Genomic DNA, 19,159 nt, shown 5'->3' with positions numbered 1-19,159 from the left:
GATCCGCCGCCAAGCAGGGGTCAATGCGTTCGAACTCGAAGAACGTTTTCGTGCGTTATCGAAAGTGCGTCGACACGATCACGACTCGGCGGACGAAGTCGCCGTCCGAATCGCCGAGATCGTGGACGATTTGGATTTGCAACAGATCTGTGAAGTGGCCCGAGCTTTCACGCTCTACTTTCAATTGATCAATGTCGCCGAAGAGCACCATCGCGCGAGGGTGCTGCGGACACGAATCAAAATGGAGTCGCCGAAACCGATCGCCGAATCGATTCGTGCTGCAATCGCGGAACTGGCCGACGCCGGGGTCGACGAGCTGCACATGCAGAACATGTTGCAGGGGCTGCATATCGAGCCCGTGTTCACGGCACATCCCACCGAAGCTAAACGCCGTACTTTGATCTCGAAACTAAAACGGATCGAAGAAGGCCTCCGTCATCTGGACGAGATGAACTTGTTGCCGGCAGATGAAGTACGCGTGAAACAGGGAATGTTAGCCGAGATCACCGGGATGTGGCTCACGTCGCAAGCTCGGCAAGCGAAACCGACCGTTACCGACGAAGTTAAAACGGGGCTTTACTATTTCGACCAGACGATTTGGGATGTCGTTCCGAAGATCTATCGCGAGATGGAAGAAGCGCTCGCCGAACATTTTCCCTCGGTGCAACTGCCCAAGCGGTTTCTGACATTCGGCAGCTGGATCGGTGGCGATCGTGATGGCAATCCCAACGTCACGGCGTTTGTTACTGCCGAAACACTACGGCTGCATCGCGGTATGGCTTTGTCGCGGCATGGCGAGACCGCCGGGGCGCTAACACGGACGCTTAGTCTCAGCGAGCAATTGCATACGCCTGCAAAGGAGCTGCTTGAATTGCTTGAACAGGAATTGGCAGGCAACTCGGGACACGTCAAGTTTCTGGCGGAGCAGTATCCGGACGAGCCCTATCGCTTGCTGGCCGCGGCGTTAAAAGCGGATTTGAATGATGCCAATCATGACCCCGTCAAATCGCGATTGTTGGAAGACGACAACTCGCCGATGGCCGAATTGCGCACAGCAGCGGACCTGCTAAAACCGCTAGAGAGCATTGACCTTAGTCTGCGCAACGGACGTACCGATACGATCGCCGACGCGCAGTTAAAAGACGCGTTGGTCCAAGCCAACGTCTTTGGGGTCAACGTAGCACGATTGGATATTCGTCAGTTCAGCGATTATCACGACGCAGCGTTGGCCGAGATTTTTGCCAAGCTGGGTGTCTCCTCGAACTACTTGGAACTCACTCCAGCGGAACGAGCCGAATTGTTGACGGCGCAACTTGCCAGCGACAATCCCGAGATCGGCGAACCGAGCGACTACAGCGAAACCACCGCCGAGCTTTTGCAATTGTTTCGGGTCATTGCGAGAGCGGTGGAGTTATACGGCCCAGAGATGATCGGACCGTATATCATCAGCATGTCCAAGGACGTCGACGACGTACTGGCCGTATTGCTATTGGCAAAATGGTATGGACTGTGTCAGCGGAGTGATGGCAATCCACAGGCGCTGCCTGCGATCGCACCGTTGTTCGAGACTCGCGACGACTTGAAAAACGCGCCAGAGGTCATGACAAAATTGTTCGCTCATCCTGCTTATCGCGAGCATCTTGCGGCGCAGGGAATGGAACAGAACGTGATGATCGGCTATTCCGACAGCAACAAGGACGCCGGTTTTCTGACAGCGACCTGGGAACTGTATCAGGCGCAGGATCGGCTAACGAAATGCTGCCGCGAGCACGGCGTGTCACTGACCATTTTTCACGGTCGGGGCGGCACCATCGCGCGAGGCGGAGGCCCAGCCAACCGCGCCATCCTGGCTCAGCCGCCGGGGTCCGTCGAAGGGCGTATTCGTATCACGGAACAAGGCGAGGTGATTAATGATTACTACTTCCACCCCGAGATTGCGGCTCGTCATTTAGAGCAACTCGTTAGCGCGGTGTTGGTTGCTTCGACGCCGGCTCACAAGCGAAAGGCGACTCCAAAAAAATCTTGGTTGGACGCGATGGAACAGCTTTCGGCCACGGCGTTTCGCAGCTACCGCGAATTCATCTATGAAACGCCGGCACTGTTGCAGTATTGGCAGGAAGCGACACCGATCAACGAACTGAGTAGCATGCGAATCGGATCACGTCCGGCGCGGCGAAAGGGAAACGATGTGCTGGCTGGTTTGCGTGCGATCCCGTGGGGATTCAGCTGGATGCAAAGTCGGCACAATTTGCCTGCATGGTATGGCGTCGGTCAGGCGATCGCGGCGTTTGTCGGCAGCGGTGATGACGCAGAGAAGAATTTGGCGTTACTACAAGAGATGCATCGCCATTGGCCGTTCTTTCGGGCAATGACCGACAACCTGCAGGTCGCGCTGGGCAAAGCGGACATGGGCATTGCTCGCCGCTATGCCGACTTGGTCAGCGATGCGACGGTGCGTGAGGAGATTTATGAGTCGATCAAAGCGGCCTACTCGCTGACCGAGCATTGGGTGCTACGCGTTGCCGGACAACGTGCGGTGCTGGAAAATCAACCCACGCTGCAGCGGTCGATCCGTCTGAGAAATCCGTACGTCGACCCGCTGAACTTCCTGCAGGTGCGGTTGTTGAAACAGATGCGGCAACAGAGCGGCGGCAGCGAAGATCCCGAGTTGCAGCAAGCCTTCTACATCACCATCAACGGCATCGCCGCCGGGCTGAAGAATACCGGCTAAGCGCGACAGGGGGGGCCATCTTCCTCCAGACCGGCTCCGCCGTGGACACGTTCATCGCTGACTTGCTTCTTCATCGGCGTTTTCTGTCCGCGGCGATTCGTTCATGATCGCGATAGCCAATTCATGACTCGATTACGTCGTCCTAATACATGCCCATGTCGGTGGACACTTTTGACACTTCCTTTTCGGGTTTATCGACAATCATGACGTCGCTGGTTAGTAGGAGTGCTGCAACGCTGGCGGCATTTTGGATTTCACAGCGAACGACTTTCGCCGGATCAATCACGCCCGCTTCCATCAAATCCTCGTAAGTATCCGTCATCGCGTTGTAGCCAAAGTTACCTGTTTTTTCCGCCACCTTTTCACAGACCAAACTTCCGTCTTGCCCCGCGTTTTCAACGATGCACGTCAGCGGCCAACGGCAAGCTCGTTGGACAATCTTGTAGCCCACCAATTCGTCTTCGTGCATCCCCGCGCGCTCGATGGCTAACGACGCCCGCAATAGCGCGACACCTCCGCCCGGCACGATACCTTCTTCACTAGCCGCTTTCGCTGCAGCAATCGCGTCTTCGTACATGAAGTGGCGTTCTTTGACTTCGGTTTCGGTCATCGCGCCAACATTGATCTTTGCCACACCACCGGTCAACTTGGCGATTCGCTCGTCCAGTTTCTCTCGGTCATAGTCACTGGTCGTCTTGGACCGTTCGGTGCGAAGTTGCTCGATGCGTGCTTTGATCTTGTCGCTCTCGCCATGTCCTTCGACGAGGGTGCACGTGTCTTAATTGATGATCACCTTGCGTGCCTGGCCGAGGGAATCCAATTCGATGGATTCTAATTTCACTCCCAAACTTTCAAATAGCGGTGTGCCGCCGGTCAGGATCGCAATGTCTTCGAGCATCGCATTGCGTCGATCGCCATACCCTGGCGACTTCACCGCAGCCACGCTCAGCGTGCCTCGAAGTCGATTCACCACAAGGGTGGCGAGGGCTTCGCCGTCAACGTCCTCGGCAATGATTAGCAAGGGTTTACCCGCCTGAGCGGTCTTTTCCAACAGCGGAACGAGGTCCTTGATCGCACTGATCTTCTTTTCGCAAATCAAAATCAAAGCATCGTCCAAAATACACTCCATCTTTTGAGTGTCATTGATGAAGTAAGGTGACAGATAGCCTCGATCCATCTGCATCCCTTCGACCCATTCGATTTCAGTTTCTGTCGACTTGCCTTCGTCGAGCGTGACGACGCCATCCTTGCCGACCTTTGCCAAAGCTTCGGCGACGTGTTTACCAACCCGTTCGTTGTTGTTGGCAGCAATCGAAGCCACTCGTTCAATTTGCTGGTTATCTTTCACTGGCACCGACATCTTTTTTAGCTGCGTGACGATGTCTTGGACGGCATACTCGATCCCCTGCTTCATATAGACCGGCCGCACTCCGGCGACCACGGCCCGCAATCCTTCGCTGAAGATTGCTTCCGCGAGAACCGTCGCCGTGCTCGTTCCATCGCCTGCGACATCGTTGGTTTGCGAAGCGACCTGTCGCACCATTTGCGCGCCAACATCTTCCAAGGGGTCATCCAGCTCGACCGCCTTGGCGACCGTGACGCCATCTTTGGTCACCGTCGGAGCACCAAACTTCGACTTTAGGATCACGTTCCGACCGCGTGGACCGAGCGTCGCTTTGACGGCCTTGGAGAGAGTCACAACACCACGACGGATCGACTCCATCGCGGCATTATCAAATGCAATCAGTTTCGACATATTCTTCTTCTTATAAAGGGCGAATGAAAGGCGATCTGCTCACTAGATCGCGCCACTGGCGTCGACCGTCTCACGACTATCGGGTAACGGATAACGGCAAGGTCCAATGCACAACCCTGCGATCAGAAGCTTGATCCAGACCGACTAGGATCCTTTGTTAAATGAGTGGCAGCACTCATCGAGTTATAGCAGCAGCTCACGAAGTGGTTTGGGAAAGATGGCTCGGACGTCATCCATTTCTCCTTCGCTGACATGGGTTTTAACGACCTTCATGACGGCGTAGGTCAGCCGCTCGGGATCCACGCTTGGGTCGTCGGCAAAGGCTTTGAAAACATGAGTCAAGAACGCTTCTTTGGTGCGGTCTTTCACTGGCACCGCATGGGGTCGCCAGCCTTCGTAGAACATGCCGCGAAGAAGCATTGGTAGTTGCGAGGCAAAGTCAGCCGTTTCATGAACGGTCAAACGGTCGCGCAGAGCGTGCAAAACAGCGCGCAGTCCGCGGTACGTCTTTTGTGAGTCCTCCCACTGCATCTCGTGCATTAACTCGTTAAGCCACTGCTTTGTCTTTTGAACCGTCGACGCGAGCGCGGGGATATTCTTATGCTCACGGCTTGTGGGTTCAAGATCACCGGGCTTGACGTTGTCAACATAGAAGAACTCTTCGACACCGTGGACGTTTCGATAAACGGTTGTGTCAGCCATGATCAATTGCTCCGTTGATTAGATTGAGAATCGACAATGCAACCAAATGCAAGTGGCGGACCAAAGTAAGGCAGCCGTCCCCGCTTGCAACGATTCCCTTCACAAGCGGAGAAGGTTCCACCACGAAAAGGCGCACGTTTTGCATCAATGATAACGTGGAGGTATTGACAATGACGGACGCACCCCAACTTGATCACCCTTGGTTGATCGCGGTTTGGCCCGGTATGGGGCACGTTGCTCTGAGCGCAGGTTACTATTTAATGTCCAAGCTGGGGATGAACCAATTCGCCGAGCTATCTGCGAGTGAGCTATTCGATATCGATGCGGCGATTGTCAAAGACGGCTTGGTGCAGAAGCCGCTGCGGCCTCGCAGCCGACTGTTTTCTTGGAAGGCCCCCTCAGGCGGACGCGACGTGATCGTGTTCATCGGCGAGTCGCAGCCGAACCTCGGCAGGATGGCGTTTTGTGAACAGCTGATCGACTTTGCTTGCGATCAAGGAGTCGAGCGACTGTTTACCTTCGCGGCAATGGCAACCGACATGCAGCCTGGTACCGAAGCTCGTGTTTTCGCTGCTGCAACACAGCAGTCGTTGCTCGATGTGACGAGGCAGTTTGATGTCAGTCCACTTGACGATGGCCAAGTCGGCGGACTCAATGGCGTGTTGCTTGCTGCCGCGGCGGAGAAAGGAATGCCGGGCATTTGTTTACTCGGCGAAATGCCACACATCTTCGTTCAAATGCTCTATCCGAAAGCGTCGCTGGCGGTGCTTCGCGTGTTCGTGAAGATGGCAAAGATCGAGCTGGATTTAGCCGAACTGGCTCAGCATTCCGAACAAACCGAACATCGGCTGGTACAGATTGTCGCCGAAATGCGAAGGAGTCTTGAGCCCGAACCGCAGAAAGGAGAGGGGACGGTGGGTGAAGATTGGAAGTTGCTGTCTGGGATTTCGGAGGAAAACGAACAGCGTATCGAATCATTATTCGAAATCGCGGCACAGGACCGCAGCCGCGCCTTTGAACTGAAAAACGAGCTTGACCGATTGGGTGTGTTCGAGGACTACGAGGATCGGTTCTTGGATTTGTTCAAAGAGCCATAGCGTCTTGAACAACTCGATCGGTCGAATCCAAACGATTCGACCGATCCATCCAATCTAGATTTCCGTCGGCACGCTATTTCGCTTGTACAGCAATGCGTTTGGACTTGGCTTCTTCGCCCTTGGGCAAATGCACCTCCAGGATACCGTTCTTGTAACTCGCTTCGATCTGGTCGTCTTTGATGCCCGCCGGCACGCTCATCGTCCGATAGAATTTCCCATAGCTGGTGAAATGACCGCCCCCGTTTCCAGAGTTATCTTGCTCGGATTTGTGTTCAGCCTGCATCACCAAACGACCTGCCGACAGTCGAACGTCGATTTCGTCGAGTTCAAATCCGGGTGCTTCAGCACGGACGATGATTTCGTCCTCCGCATCTTGCACGTCACATCCCCAACCATGATTCCAAGCATCGTCCAAATCGCCACGCCACAAATTTGAAAGCATGCGGTCGAAGTTGGCGCGGAACTGCGCCAATTCATTGTTGGGGTCGATTTCCATCAACTCAGGATCTCTTTGATGTTTCCGCGGAATGAGGTTCTTGAACATGGATTGGTTTCCTTCGAAATGGAAGATTTGGCCTGGAAATGAAAACGCTAGCCGCGGGTTGTTTCGTGATGCGGGGACCCTGCTGCCCCCGCGGCTAGCCATGAATGATTTGTTCGTCGGATCGGTGTTTGCTAGGTTTCTCAACCAACGTGGCAAAGTCCTCGGCCATTCCGTTGGGACAATACACAACCAGCAAGACGTGTGCCGAGCCGCCTAGCTACCGGCCTGCAAACTCGAACTGCCGAGTTTGCGTTGGTTTGGTTTGCTTCGAATGTTCAGTCTTCTTCGGATGCGACACGCCAACCCATCGATAGTCCTCCTCATCCGATGCAACGACCACAGCAGTACATTGCCCGCATGCAACTTCTCTTCCGAGCAATTCGATTCGCACTCGCATACCACGACCGCAAACAGGACAATCTTGATTGAAATAGAGTTGGCTTCGATGCATCGATATCCTCCGAAGTGACGAGATGGAGTGGCACTCGCGAGTGCAGGCCAGCTGCCTGATCCCCATCACCCTAGACAAGGCAAGAAACGAAAAGGCAAACGTATCCGAAATGTATGCAACCTCCCACCAACGGCCAGTCGCGAACAACCCGGTATGCGTGTCAGGAATTTCCTGGCATAGGAATGTGCGCTGAACTGGTGTCGACGTTTCGTTCCAGTGCGCTCCGCTGCAACGCACTTAAATCGCGATTTCCTCGGCGACAGATTGCGATCACGCTGACTCCGATAATGTCAGCTGGTTTGGGAATCCAAACTGCCGAAATTTATTTTGGGTCAAAAAATTGTCATGCGATCTCGGTCGCCGAAGTGTCCAGCGAAGGAGTAGGGATCACCCCCAGACGTTTGACCTTGTTAGCATCGGGGATCGTCGTCACCGCAAGATGGCGAATTTCATCGTCGGGGAGGCGATGCAAGGCATTGTGCAATCGTCATTTCGGCGGACGCGTATGGCACCCCTTCGCCGCCGATCTTCGAAAAGCGATTACTGGCGTCCAGTAATCGTAGTGAAACCGTCTCATCGACACTCGCAAGATCGCACGCGCGCTACCCACTACCTTGAATCGAAATCGGCTCTCCATTGGAGCAAATTTTAAAATTCCAAGATCATGCTCCTCCTCGGATCCACCACCCGCGTTGGCTCGCCCACGCGCACTTCGGCGTGCGACAGCGGATCAATGATCCGTATTTGCACACCTGAAACCGGCCGTCCGCCGGTTGCTGCTTAGCTGCTTAGCTGGCAAAGCGTAAATCAACGTTCAGCCGGCACGTTGACCGAAACCCCTGGGTGACAATTTGGCTGTTCCATAGCCTGTGAGATTGGGGCTGAGCGGACTAAACTTTCAGCAGACTAGCCAATAACTTTTCGTGGGATGATGACATTGACGAAGGACAAACCAACAACGAAACGCTTCCCCATTGTTGGCATTGGTGCTTCGGCAGGCGGGCTCGAAGCACTCGATGAATTGTTGGACCATTTGCCGCCCGATACCGGCATGTCGTTTGTCATCCTGACGCACCAGCATCCTGGACACACTAGTATGCTGCCAGAATTGCTCTCGCGTGAAACCAAGATGCCGGTGGTCGCCGCAGCCAATGGAATTCAACTGCAGCCCGACCATGTTTACGTTGGCACACCAGGGGGCCGCTTGACGATCCATGATGGAATATTGCGACGAATCGAGGAGGATACTCTGTCGGACCGCCTGCCGATTGACTCTTTTTTTCGCTCATTGGCCGAAGACCAAAAAGAATATGCCATCTGCATCGTGCTCTCGGGAACCGGCAGCGATGGAACGCTCGGATTGAAAGCGATTAAAGCCGGCGCTGGAATGGCGATGGTGCAACTATCGCATTCGGCGAAATTTGCGGGAATGCCGTCCAGCGCCGAGGCCACTGGGATGGCCGACTACGTATTGGCTCCATCCGAAATGCCCGAGCAACTGATCGCCTATGCCCGCGGACCTTTCCTGAGTGGCACGCGATCTTCCGGCAATTCATCGCCCGCCGCTCAGCCCCTTGTGATCGAAGCGGAGCCGATGGCGAAACTATTGAAGTTGCTTCGCACGCATACCGGACACGATTTCTCCGGTTACAAAGTGAACACCATTCGGCGTCGAATCGAACGGCGGATGAACATCCACCAGATCACTCAGCCGGAAGCGTACGTTCGCTTTTTAGAACAGACCCCGCACGAGATCGAACTTTTATTCAAAGAACTGTTGATCAGTGTCACCAGTTTTTTCCGTGATCCCGAATCGTGGGAGACGCTCGCCAAGGGACCGCTGACACAGTTAATGAAATCGCTTCGTGACAACGCAACGGGCGGCGACAAGACACTCCGAGTCTGGGTGCCAGGATGTGCGACGGGTGAAGAAGTTTACACGCTCGCGATCGTCATGCGAGAATGTGCCGAGAAACTGAAGCTACGTTTTAACTATCAGATCTTTGGTACCGACTTGGATAGCGCGGCGATCGAAAGTGCGAGATTGGGGCGTTTTCCCGCAGGGATCAACGCGGATGTATCGCCCGAGCGACTCGAGCGTTACTTTTCCCATGACGACGGACACTACATCGTTCGCAAAGAGATTCGCGAGATGGCGGTGTTTGCGCCACAGAATCTGATCAAAGACCCGCCGTTTACGAAGCTCGACATCATCACCTGTCGCAATTTGCTGATCTACTTGGATGCGGAACTGCAGAAGCAATTGATGCCAATTTTCCACTATGCACTGAATCCCGGTGGATTGATGATGCTGGGGTCATCCGAAACGACGGGCCATTTCGACGATTTGTTCGAGACCGTAGACAAGAAGTGGAAGATCTACAGACGCAAGGGATCTTCACCAGCGGTCCACAACCTCCCCGAGATGCCGTCTAAGAAGAACGAGGACGTGCTAAGGACGACTGCCCCGTCCAGCGTGGTATCGCAGGTTCGCCAATCGCAGATTGCGGTTTTGCTCGAACGGATTGCCTTGGATCGCTTTTGCCCCACGTTTGTCGTCGTCAACCCGATTGGCGACCTCGTGCATGTGCATGGCCGCACGGGCGACTATTTCGAATTGGCCGAAGGTCACGCGCGGACCAATGTCTTGGACATGGCACGCGAGGGTTTGCCGCATGAGTTGGCGTCGATAATCCGTTTGGCATCGTCGACCGAACACGAAGTCATCCGCAAAGAGGTGCGGGTCAAGACGAACGGCGACTATATCGTGGTTCATCTTGCCGCCCAGAAGATCACCAAACCCGAGCCTGTGACCGGTTTGATCTTCATCACTTTCCGGCCTGCCGAAACCGCCTGTACAACCGTAGATAAAGAGTCCACCGACCAGGTGATTCCCGCAGGACAAGTCAGTGATAGCAAAATACTCACGCGTGAGTTGCAATTCTTGCGTGAGACACATCAAGAGACGCTGCAAGAATTAGAAACGTCCAACGAAGAGCTCAAGTCGGCCAACGAGGAACTGCAATCAACCAACGAAGAGATGCAAAGCACGAACGAGGAACTTGAGACATCCAAAGAGGAAATGCAATCGCTGAACGAAGAGTTAACCACAGTCAACGTGGAATTGCAGTCGAAGGTCAACGATTTGTCGCAGGCCAACGATGACATGCAAAACCTGCTCAACAGCACCGACATTGCCACAATTTTCCTAGATGACGATTTGCAAATCAATCGTTACACCGTGCAAGCCCCACAGATCGTGTCGCTACGTCCGAGCGATATGGGGCGACCGCTGAGCGAACTAACTTCCAAGTTAAAGAACGTTGATTTGGGCCGTGATTGCAAGGCGGTTCTCGACACCTTGGTGCCGAAGAAACAGCGGGTCGAAACCATCGATGGCACCTGGTACTTGATGCGGATTTTGCCCTACCGAACGACCGACAAGGTGATCGACGGGCTGGTGCTGACATTCGTCAACATCCAAGAACTCAAGGATGCCGAGACAACGGCGAAACTGCGGACCTATTTCGAATCCATCTTCAACGCCGTGCGGCAACCGCTGGTCGTACTGGACAAAAAATTCGCGGTCCTCTCCGCTAACCAATATTTCTACGACACTTTCCAATTGCAGATCAGCGACGTTATCGGTCATTCGCTCTATGAAATCGATAAAAGTGCATGGGACCAACCGAAACTGAAGGACGCCATTGACGCCGTCCTAGCGGAGAATGCGACGCTGGATGATTTGGAAATTGAGCAGGAATCTGCAAATCGGGGTAAAAAGAAGTTCACACTTAGCGTCAGACGACTCGGCAACACACTTCCGGTGCTAGGCCACTTGCTGCTAACGATGCGAGAAATAGCTGAATGAGCGAATCCGATCAATCGTTGCGAAGCCGTGCTCTGGCGATGCTAAAGACCTCTCTCGAAGATGCCGAGCGGATGCCGGCCGAAGAGCTTCCGAAGCTGCTTCATGAACTTCAAGTCCATCAAATGGAACTGGAGATTCAAAATGAGGAATTGCGTCGCACCCAAATTCAACTCGCCCGTTCCCGTGACAGTTACTCGGATCTGTACGAGTTTGCTCCGGTTGGCTACTTGACACTCAACCGACAGGGCGTCATCGAGCAAGCCAATATTACTGCGGCAACGATGCTGCACGTCAAACGCAATCATCTCGCCGGACGCAAGTTCAGTGATTTCGTGAGCGACGAATTCCAGGACATTTGGCATCTGCATCGGCGCGAGGTGTTCGCAGAGTCGAAGACGTGTGCTTGTGAGCTAAACATGGTATCCCATGACCATGCGTCGGCCACGTTTCGTTTGCAAAGTTTGGCATTTCCTGACGAACAAGGTCATCTGAGCCATTGCCGGATGGCACTTGCCGACGAGACCGAACGGCGAATTGCCTTTGACGCATTGAAGAAGCTCAATATCGACTTGGACGAGTCCCTCTTAGATAAGTCACAAAATCTCGATCGCAGTATCGAGCAGTTGCGTTTGTTGTCCGAAGCCATGGCTCACCTGGGCGAAGGGGTGATCATTACTGGCGACGATCTTGAATGGCCTGGTCCTGAGATCATCTATGTCAATGAAACCATGTGCCGAATGACGGGGTACAAAGCAGACGAATTGATCGGCGAAACTCCCCGCATCCTGCAAGGCGAAGCGACCAACCTCGAAGCCTTGCAGAAAATACGTCAAGACTTGAAGGCGGGCAGAAGCTGCCTTGTCGAACTGGTCAACTACCGCAAGGACGGGACGCCTTACGATGTTGAGCTTTTTATATCGCCGATGTTTGACTCCGTTGGTGAACACTCTAATTTTGTGTCGATTCAGCGTGATATCACAGAACGTAAGCTCCTCGCTGAAGCGCTACGACGAGAACACGAGTTCAATCGAAGCATTATTGAAACAAGCCAAAATGTCACACTGGTGCTAGATACAGACGGGCGGATCATGGAATTCAATCCCTATCTCGAAAAAATTACGGGCTGGCGATTCAACGAGGTGAAAGGTCGCGATTGGTTCGCAACCTTTGTTCCCAAAATGGATCGAGGAACAATCCAGCGACTGTTTCAGGACGCATTGGTGGGCGAGATTGAGCAAGCAATCGTCAAGCCGATTCTGACCAAAGACGGTCAACTGCGTTACATCGAATGGTTCAATTCTCGACTGAACGATTCCGACGGCCGCTTGATCGGCCTGCTTTGCACCGGCCAAGACGTAACGATGCGTCGCGAATTGGAACGCCACATCGTGGAGATTGCGAAGCAAGAACGACGCCGTATCGGCACCGATTTACACGACGGTGTGGGGCAAGAATTAACGGGGCTGAATATGATCGCAGCTTCTTTGGTGGTCTCGCTTTCACGCGAATCGCGTCCTGAGGTGAAGATCGCCGAAAAGATCAAAGCGGGGCTTCAGCGAACCTTGTCTCAAGTCCGAACCCTTTCAAGAGGCATGAATCCCGTCGACATTGACGCCGAAGGTTTGATGTCATCGTTATCGGAAATGTCGATCCAACTCAACGAGTTGGCCGGCGTGAGATGCACGTTTCAGTGTGACAAGCCGGTCCCACTCCGCGACAACGAAACGGCCACGCAGTTATTTCGGATCGCTCAGGAAGCGACAACCAACGCCATTCGACATGCCCATCCCCAATCCATCACAATTTCACTGGAACGCGACGATCATCACATCGTCTTGCGAATCAAGGACGACGGCAGCGGAATCGAGGCCGATGATACCTCCGCAGCGGGAATGGGTTTGCGAACGATGGCCTATCGTGCACGGATGATCCAGGGTGAATTAGAAGTTCATTCGGTCCCGACCGGGGGCACGGAAGTGGTTTGTTCGGTGCATGCGACGCCGTAGACGGCAACCGCTTGCAGCATGCGGGTTGCGGACCGGATCCAACTTGTTGCCACCCTAATGTTCAAAACCAGAAGCTCAGTTCACGCCGTGCCCCATCCCCCAATGCCGCTGAAAACAAGGATGGCAGCGACGTTGCCGTTTTAGGTTGCGATTCGATTGCCACAAAGGCGTAGGAATTTTTCTGACAAGCGGATGAGCGACATTCCCCTATTCTGATTTTGGCAATGTTGCCAAAATTGCGATTGTTCGCCCCATGAGCGATATACCACCCTTCAACTCGTGGACCCGCTCGTGTGGGCGAGCATCTCTATTCCTAGCGATGCAACAAATACCGGCACACCGCTTGCATCGAAAATGCACTTCGTCGAAGACATTTCTCTTTTGGAGTTCTTCCATGAAGATGAAGCCGATTCACGTTGCTCTTTGTTTGCTGGTCTTAATCTCGGTCGGATGCACCCCTGACCCAAAGTCAGGAAAAGGGTTCACCTTGCCTGAAGGTGACATTCAACGAGGCCAACAAACCTTTGCAACGCTCCACTGCCAAGCGTGCCATACTGTCAAAGGTGTGACCTTTGATACACTCGAATCGTCGGCGGATCAAAAAATGGTTGCCCTTGGTGGAGCGAAAACGAAAGTCCAAACCTATGGCGATTTGGTCACGTCAATCATCAACCCATCGCACCGATTCGCGACCGGATACGCCGAGGAAGAAGTGGCCACCGACGGCGAGTCGAAGATGCGTCGGTACAACAATGAAATGACGGTACAGCAGCTGATTGACTTGGTCGCGTTTCTGGAATCACACTATTCGGTTATCCAATACGACCAGACTCGCTATGTTCCGTTTCACTTCTGAAAAACGGCGTTAATGGCGCCACGCCGCGAGCCAACAGGCCGTGCTGACGAGGTCGCCGGCACATGCTTTGCGGTCATCTTCTTGATGCCCGGTCCCATTCAGGAACCGGCACGATGGAGCCACTCGATTTGGCGGATCAACAACACTTGGCGGATCAGCGGGAAGCGAGGCTCAAACCTCAAATTCGCCCCCGTGGTGTGCATGCCCCTTTTCTGCTCGATGCAATGAATGCCGTGTCCCGCGAAATGCTCGCGACGGAGAAGCGGTTTCACGGGCACACAATTCGCACCTCGGCAACGCCGGGGCAACTGACATTTCGTACCGAGGCGAAATCAACGTCGCACGACGATGCCGCGACCATAACGTTTGCACACTCATATCTAACGGAGATGAAAAATGACTAAGCGAGACGATGAAATCACGCAAGACGCGATCGCGCAGTTGAAATGGGACAGCCGCGTCAACGCCGACGACGTCAAGGTGACGGTGTTGGACCGGGTCGTGGTTCTCGAAGGTACCGTACCAACTTTCTGGGCAAAATTGGCAGCGGAGGAGGATTGCGAGTTGGTCAGCGGAGTTCAACGAGTCGACAACTTGCTTGATGTTCGATGGTCACTCGACAAGGAGCCTCTGGAATCGGACCTCTGTACGAAGGTAGAACAGGCGCTAGAAGCGAATCCCAACGTCGACGCGAGCCGCGTGACCGTGGCCTCGTCCGGCGGCGAGGTTTCGCTAAAAGGATCCGTCGACAGCCTCTGGCGGAAACGTTTGATCGAGCATGTTGCCAGTGACACGATCGGTGTCCGGCGAGTCGATAACCAACTGACCATTGTGCCAACCGGAGTCGTCGAGGACGAGGTGATCTCGTCGCACATTCGCGACGCCATTCGGCGCAACATGCTGGTCGAGGCGGATGCGATCGAAGTTCACGTCACCGGAGGAACCGCATCGCTTAGCGGACGCGTGAAGAGCCGAGCGGCTCAGCGTGCCGCGCACGACATTGCCATTCATACCTCGGGAGTCCTCGATGTGCAGGACCACCTCGTCGTTGCCGTGTAGGCAAACACGCTTTTTTCCTGAGGCTTGCGGGTTGTTGAATTAGTGAGCCGCGACGCCTAAGCGGCCGGGTTCCAAGCATTGACCGATGCGTTACGGCACTCGGACCCCGGCTGCTATCGTCATTTTGACTAAATCAACAGCCTTGGTGGTCACTCGGGCCTCAGGCTTCGGCATGATGTTGTGGATGCCCCCCAAAACGAATGAAATCATGAAGGCGTTGCCAATGGATGTTCACACCAAACCGAACGTGACAACTTTCGACGTGCTTGTGGGACCACAACAGTTCCCCGGCATTCTATCGATTCCCAATGGTGCCGCAGGCGTAGTCGTGTTTTCCCATGGCAGCGACAACAGCCGATTCAATCCGCGAAATCAATTCGTAGCCCGGAATCTACAAGCCAATGGATTTGCCACGTTGCTATTCGATCTATTGAGTGAGAGTGAAGCGGATGACCGTGGGAACGTGTTTGACATCGAACTGCTGAGCAAACGGTTAGTCGAAGCGATCGACTGGGTGTCACAGCAGGAGCCAACACGTCGTTTACCGATCGGTCTGGTTGGAGCCGGCACCGGGTCGGCCGCCGCGTTGAATGCAGCATCGCGGCGTAGCAATTGTGTTGCGGCAGTCGTTTCCCGTAGCGGACGTCCTGACTTGGCAGACGACCTTGAGTATGTTCGAGCACCAACGCTGCTGATTGTGGGTGGCGAGGATCGAACGGTGATCGAGTTAAACCAACAAGCGTTGGGGCGGCTTCCTCGCGACGTAAGGTTGGAAATCGTGCCCGGCGCGACGCATCTGTTCTCCGAACCAGGAACGCTCGAACAGGTTTCCGGTTTGGCGAGCGATTGGTTGCACACCCACTTACAAACGGAGACAACGGGAAGTGCAGTGTTTCACGATCGTAACGATGCCGGACGCCAACTTGCCGCTGCGCTTTCGGCGTTGGAATTGTTGGACCCGCTAGTGCTAGGGATACCACGAGGCGGCATGATTACAGCGGCTGTCATCGCCGATGCGTTCCATGCGGAACTCGATGTCGTGCTGGCTCACAAACTACGTTCGCCATTGCAACCTGAATTGGCATTTGGTGCGTTGGGCGAGGACGGTCGAGTCTATCTGAATCCACTCGCTTCTGACATTCCTGGGCTGACGCAGGACTACTTGGAAGACGAACGAAAGATTCAATTGCATGAAATCCAGCGTCGCCAAAGATTGTATCGATCCGACCATCCGGCTGCGAAGATTGTTGGTCGCTCGGTCATCCTTACCGACGATGGAATCGCGACCGGATCGACGATGTTTGCTGCGATCGAGGTTGTTAAATCACAGCAACCTCATGAGCTGATCGTCGCGGTCCCCGTCACCCCCCCCAGTACGCTCGGTCGGCTGCAACAGCAATGTGATCGCGTTGTGTTTTTGTCCGCCCCCGCAACCTTTAGCGCAGTTGCTCAATTTTATGAGTCCTTCTTGCCAATCAGCGACCAACAGGTCGTTGACCTATTGAACAGCCATCGGTCTTACCTCCCCAAACACGAGAGGCCCCAAACATGAGAAGCACATCTAACGCTGACACTTCCAGATCAATCGCATGTTCGGCGAATGGTGATCAAGCCCAGAAACTGCGAGTGATCCCGCCGCCGAGATGGAACAGATGCAAGAGGACCGGCACAGCTTGCGTGAGCGATATGCCAAATCCTCAGTCTCGAACCTGCATCTCAACGTAATTTATCGCCCACCCAGTGGTGACTCATCGCCGAACACAACACGTCTACAGTTGCGAACCCATTGACACACATCTGTGCGAGTTGTCACTACAGATCGTTATGCTGGCATTGGGATTTCCGATGAAAAATCGATTCGTCGGGGATGGGACGGAAAGTAGAAAACGACCTTGCGGGGCTTATCGGTGGTAAAGTGCGGGTCTATTTTTACGACGATGGCGGTACGGAAGTTGCGGGTTTTCTTTTGCCGGAGACGCCATCCAATGAACCAGCCGTATCCTATGAGCCTGTCGACCAAACGAATCATGATTGTCGACGATCACCCATCCACACGCGATGGATTGATCACTCGTGTTGCCTTAGAACCAGATCTAGAAGTGGTGGGCGAGGCGAGCGATGTCAACGAAGCGATCGCGGTGATCGGTGAAGTTCGCCCGGACCTCGCGGTCATCGACGTTTCTTTAAAATCGACAAGTGGCATCGACCTTATCAAAGCGGTGAAAGAGCGTTATCCGCACGTCAAAATGCTCGTCTGGTCAATGTACGACGAGTCGCTTTACGCCGAGCGGGCGCTGCGAGCCGGCGCGATGGGCTACATCAACAAACAACAAGTCACCGACACGATCATCGACGCGATCCGCACGATTCTCGGAGGCGAATTGTTTCTCAGCAAAGAACTCTCTGCCAAAATGCTACACCGAGTTATTGCTGGAAAGAAATCGGTTCCCGTCTCACCCGTTGATTCCCTATCGGACCGAGAGCTCGAAACGTTCCGTCTGATCGGCCAGGGCATGGCAACCAAAGAGATTGCTAAGGCGATGTGTTTGAGCCCCAAGACGATCGAGACTTACCGCGCTCGCATCAAAGAGAAGTTGCAGTTGGACGACACATCATTGCTCACTCGCGAAGCAACTCAGTGGGTTTTGGAAAACGGCTAAGCATCATCGTTCCCTGCAGCGATCCTCTCTTGCATGGCCCCGCCCGCTTGCATGGCCCCGCCCGCCCGACGTCCATTTCGAACGGACGGGCCGCCTCTCGCGACGGGGACGTCATTTGGATTTCGTCGTCCTCGATTCCTCCTGCGAGTATCGTGCTTCGCGAGTCCGTGTCGGTTGAGGGAGTGGTGTGTGTGTGTCCACGACCTCAGCCAGCGTTGACGATGCCCAAAATCAGTTCGCTTCGGCAACTCGAATACCGTGTTGGACTTTCGCGGTCGGGTGCAAGACGACGATATCGCCTTCGGAAACTCCTGATTTGATCTCGGTATCCCAGCCACTCGACTCGCCAGGTATCACGGAACAAAGCTCCGCAACGCCATCGGTTACTCGGAAGAGTTTCCACGCGTCACCGTCACGAAACAACGCTCCCGAAGGAACTTTCCGTGTTGCATCACCCGTGGTCACGATGACAATGCTCGCCTCGATGCGAAAACCATCGCCAAGCGTTTTACGGCGTGACCATGGGTCAACGAAGTCCGCAATGATGTTGACTCTTTTCTCTTCGACACCGAGTGCCGACACCTTCAGAAACGCGGATGGCTCGACGACGCGCACCTCGGCAAGCAGCGTTTCCGGTCCGCCCCAGTGGTCAATGTAGACTTTATCACCAGGCTTGATCTTCACCGCATCGGTTGACAGCACATCAATCACGATTTCCAAGTCATGGGGGTCGCCTAGTTCCAACAGCGGTGTGGCAGGGGCAACCACACCGGCGTCCTCTTTGAAAATCCGCAAAACATGCCCGTTGATCGGCGACACTAGTTTGAAAGGTTTTTGAGATACCGCATCGCCGTTGACGTCATACCGTGATGCTGCCGCACGGCAGTGTTCCAATTCGAACTGAGCCACCTTGATTCCCGATTCGGCGGACCGGATGTTGGCCTGCGCGATCCGCAATCGATGATCCGCGATATCAAATTCGGCTTGAGAGATCGCATTTTTGGGTCGCAAGTTGCGTGCTCGATCGTAATCATGTTGGGCCATTTCCAACGCTTCTTGCTCGCTTCTTAACTTCGCTTCGGCTTGCTCCAGTGATGCCTCTGCGGCGTGCCAACGCGCTTCGCATTCGGCTTGCGTGCGGACGTCTAGCAACTGTGGTGGCGATGGTTGGATATGTGCGAGTTCTGTCACGTTCTGTTGAACTTCGTCACCTACATCCAGCTGCATACGTAACAGCTTCCCGACGACCGGAGCCGAGACGATGTATTTTTCGCGAATGCGTGTTTCGCCGTCATCGTTGACCGTAACCTCCAACGGCCCCACGGTAACCTCGGCGAGGTCGACTTCGACCGGTTTCGGCATAAACCCGAAGATGATCAACGCGCCGAGCAGTGCGATCGGCAAGATCCAGGGCAGTTTTGTCAGG

At 54.2% G+C, this 19,159-nt stretch carries 14 protein-coding genes and 1 pseudogene; 10 read left to right on the top strand and 5 right to left on the bottom strand.

Features of this window, described 5'->3' with window-relative positions:
• Positions 1-2,731, top strand: a 2,731-nt coding sequence (ppc, locus tag ABX962_RS08900; RefSeq protein ID WP_372718590.1) for a phosphoenolpyruvate carboxylase, incomplete at its 5' end; no start/stop codon positions are given.
• A 142-nt stretch (positions 2,732-2,873) separates the two neighbouring features.
• Here ppc and groL read toward each other — a convergent pair.
• A pseudogene (gene groL / locus ABX962_RS08895) lies at positions 2,874-4,487 on the bottom strand (chaperonin GroEL).
• A gap of 183 nt (positions 4,488-4,670) precedes the next feature.
• Positions 4,671-5,189 (bottom strand): DUF2267 domain-containing protein, encoded by a 519-nt coding sequence (locus ABX962_RS08890; protein WP_372718589.1) that lies wholly within the window; start codon positions 5,187-5,189, stop codon positions 4,671-4,673.
• Between the two features lie 170 nt (positions 5,190-5,359).
• Between ABX962_RS08890 and ABX962_RS08885 the strand changes: the two genes are divergently transcribed.
• A complete protein-coding gene (locus ABX962_RS08885; protein ID WP_372718587.1) occupies positions 5,360-6,286 on the top strand; it encodes a PAC2 family protein in 927 nt (308 codons plus the stop codon).
• Between the two features lie 73 nt (positions 6,287-6,359).
• Here ABX962_RS08885 and ABX962_RS08880 read toward each other — a convergent pair whose 3' ends face one another.
• The gene (locus tag ABX962_RS08880; RefSeq protein WP_372718585.1) at positions 6,360-6,830 is read right to left on the bottom strand and encodes an Hsp20/alpha crystallin family protein; all 471 of its coding nucleotides are present in this window, start codon (positions 6,828-6,830) and stop codon (positions 6,360-6,362) included.
• Here ABX962_RS08880 and ABX962_RS08875 point away from each other — a divergent pair.
• Positions 6,829-7,047: a hypothetical protein gene (locus ABX962_RS08875; protein ID WP_372718583.1), complete on the top strand. Its 219-nt coding sequence runs from the start codon at positions 6,829-6,831 to the stop codon at positions 7,045-7,047. The genes ABX962_RS08880 and ABX962_RS08875 overlap by 2 nt on opposite strands.
• Before the next feature lie 577 nt (positions 7,048-7,624).
• Here the strand turns inward: ABX962_RS08875 and ABX962_RS08870 are convergent.
• On the bottom strand, positions 7,625-7,753 hold the full coding sequence (locus ABX962_RS08870; RefSeq protein WP_372718581.1) for a hypothetical protein: 129 nt from the start codon (positions 7,751-7,753) through the stop codon (positions 7,625-7,627).
• 456 nt (positions 7,754-8,209) lie between these two features.
• On the opposite strand from ABX962_RS08870, the gene ABX962_RS08865 reads away from it, so the two are divergent.
• The 7 genes from ABX962_RS08865 (at position 8,210) to ABX962_RS08835 (ending at position 17,733) form a co-directional block, all read left to right on the top strand.
• Positions 8,210-11,152: a chemotaxis protein CheB gene (locus ABX962_RS08865; protein ID WP_372718579.1), complete on the top strand. Its 2,943-nt coding sequence runs from the start codon at positions 8,210-8,212 to the stop codon at positions 11,150-11,152.
• Positions 11,149-13,158: a PAS domain S-box protein gene (locus ABX962_RS08860; RefSeq protein WP_372718577.1), complete on the top strand. Its 2,010-nt coding sequence runs from the start codon at positions 11,149-11,151 to the stop codon at positions 13,156-13,158. Before ABX962_RS08865 ends, ABX962_RS08860 begins: the two co-directional genes overlap by 4 nt.
• Before the next feature lie 394 nt (positions 13,159-13,552).
• Positions 13,553-14,014 (top strand): c-type cytochrome, encoded by a 462-nt coding sequence (locus ABX962_RS08855; protein ID WP_372718576.1) that lies wholly within the window; start codon positions 13,553-13,555, stop codon positions 14,012-14,014.
• 113 nt (positions 14,015-14,127) lie between these two features.
• Complete coding sequence (locus tag ABX962_RS08850) at positions 14,128-14,418, top strand: hypothetical protein (RefSeq protein ID WP_372718574.1); 291 nt, start codon at positions 14,128-14,130, stop codon at positions 14,416-14,418.
• Complete coding sequence (locus ABX962_RS08845; RefSeq protein WP_372718572.1) at positions 14,411-15,073, top strand: BON domain-containing protein; 663 nt, start codon at positions 14,411-14,413, stop codon at positions 15,071-15,073. The genes ABX962_RS08850 and ABX962_RS08845 overlap by 8 nt, the downstream gene beginning before the upstream one ends.
• Before the next feature lie 124 nt (positions 15,074-15,197).
• Complete coding sequence (locus ABX962_RS08840) at positions 15,198-16,625, top strand: phosphoribosyltransferase family protein (protein WP_372718570.1); 1,428 nt, start codon at positions 15,198-15,200, stop codon at positions 16,623-16,625.
• 451 nt (positions 16,626-17,076) lie between these two features.
• Entirely contained in the window at positions 17,077-17,733 is a 657-nt protein-coding gene (locus ABX962_RS08835) for a response regulator (protein ID WP_372718568.1), read from the top strand.
• Between the two features lie 231 nt (positions 17,734-17,964).
• On the opposite strand, the gene ABX962_RS08830 is transcribed toward ABX962_RS08835, so the two are convergent.
• Positions 17,965-19,159 (bottom strand): efflux RND transporter periplasmic adaptor subunit (locus ABX962_RS08830; protein WP_372718566.1); only part of this gene is annotated, 1,195 nt, incomplete at its 5' end.

The sequence above is a fragment of the Novipirellula sp. genome, assembly GCF_041583735.1.
In the GTDB taxonomy this organism is placed as follows: Bacteria; Planctomycetota; Planctomycetia; order Pirellulales; family Pirellulaceae; genus Novipirellula.
Note: the sequence above shows the minus strand (reverse complement) of the source record. Positions and strands in the feature narration are given on the sequence as shown.

Excerpts from the sequence above, each read along its gene's own strand:
- ABX962_RS08890 (WP_372718589.1), bottom strand. The coding sequence starts at position 5,189 with ATGGCTGACACAACCGTTTATCGAAACGTCCACGGTGTCGAAGAGTTC.
- ABX962_RS08885 (WP_372718587.1), top strand. The coding sequence starts at position 5,360 with ATGACGGACGCACCCCAACTTGATCACCCTTGGTTGATCGCGGTTTGG.
- ABX962_RS08875 (WP_372718583.1), top strand. The coding sequence starts at position 6,829 with ATGGATTGGTTTCCTTCGAAATGGAAGATTTGGCCTGGAAATGAAAAC.
- ABX962_RS08880 (WP_372718585.1), bottom strand. The coding sequence starts at position 6,830 with ATGTTCAAGAACCTCATTCCGCGGAAACATCAAAGAGATCCTGAGTTG.
- ABX962_RS08865 (WP_372718579.1), top strand. The coding sequence starts at position 8,210 with ATGATGACATTGACGAAGGACAAACCAACAACGAAACGCTTCCCCATT.
- ABX962_RS08860 (WP_372718577.1), top strand. The coding sequence starts at position 11,149 with ATGAGCGAATCCGATCAATCGTTGCGAAGCCGTGCTCTGGCGATGCTA.
- ABX962_RS08855 (WP_372718576.1), top strand. The coding sequence starts at position 13,553 with ATGAAGATGAAGCCGATTCACGTTGCTCTTTGTTTGCTGGTCTTAATC.
- ABX962_RS08850 (WP_372718574.1), top strand. The coding sequence starts at position 14,128 with ATGGAGCCACTCGATTTGGCGGATCAACAACACTTGGCGGATCAGCGG.
- ABX962_RS08845 (WP_372718572.1), top strand. The coding sequence starts at position 14,411 with ATGACTAAGCGAGACGATGAAATCACGCAAGACGCGATCGCGCAGTTG.
- ABX962_RS08835 (WP_372718568.1), top strand. The coding sequence starts at position 17,077 with ATGAGCCTGTCGACCAAACGAATCATGATTGTCGACGATCACCCATCC.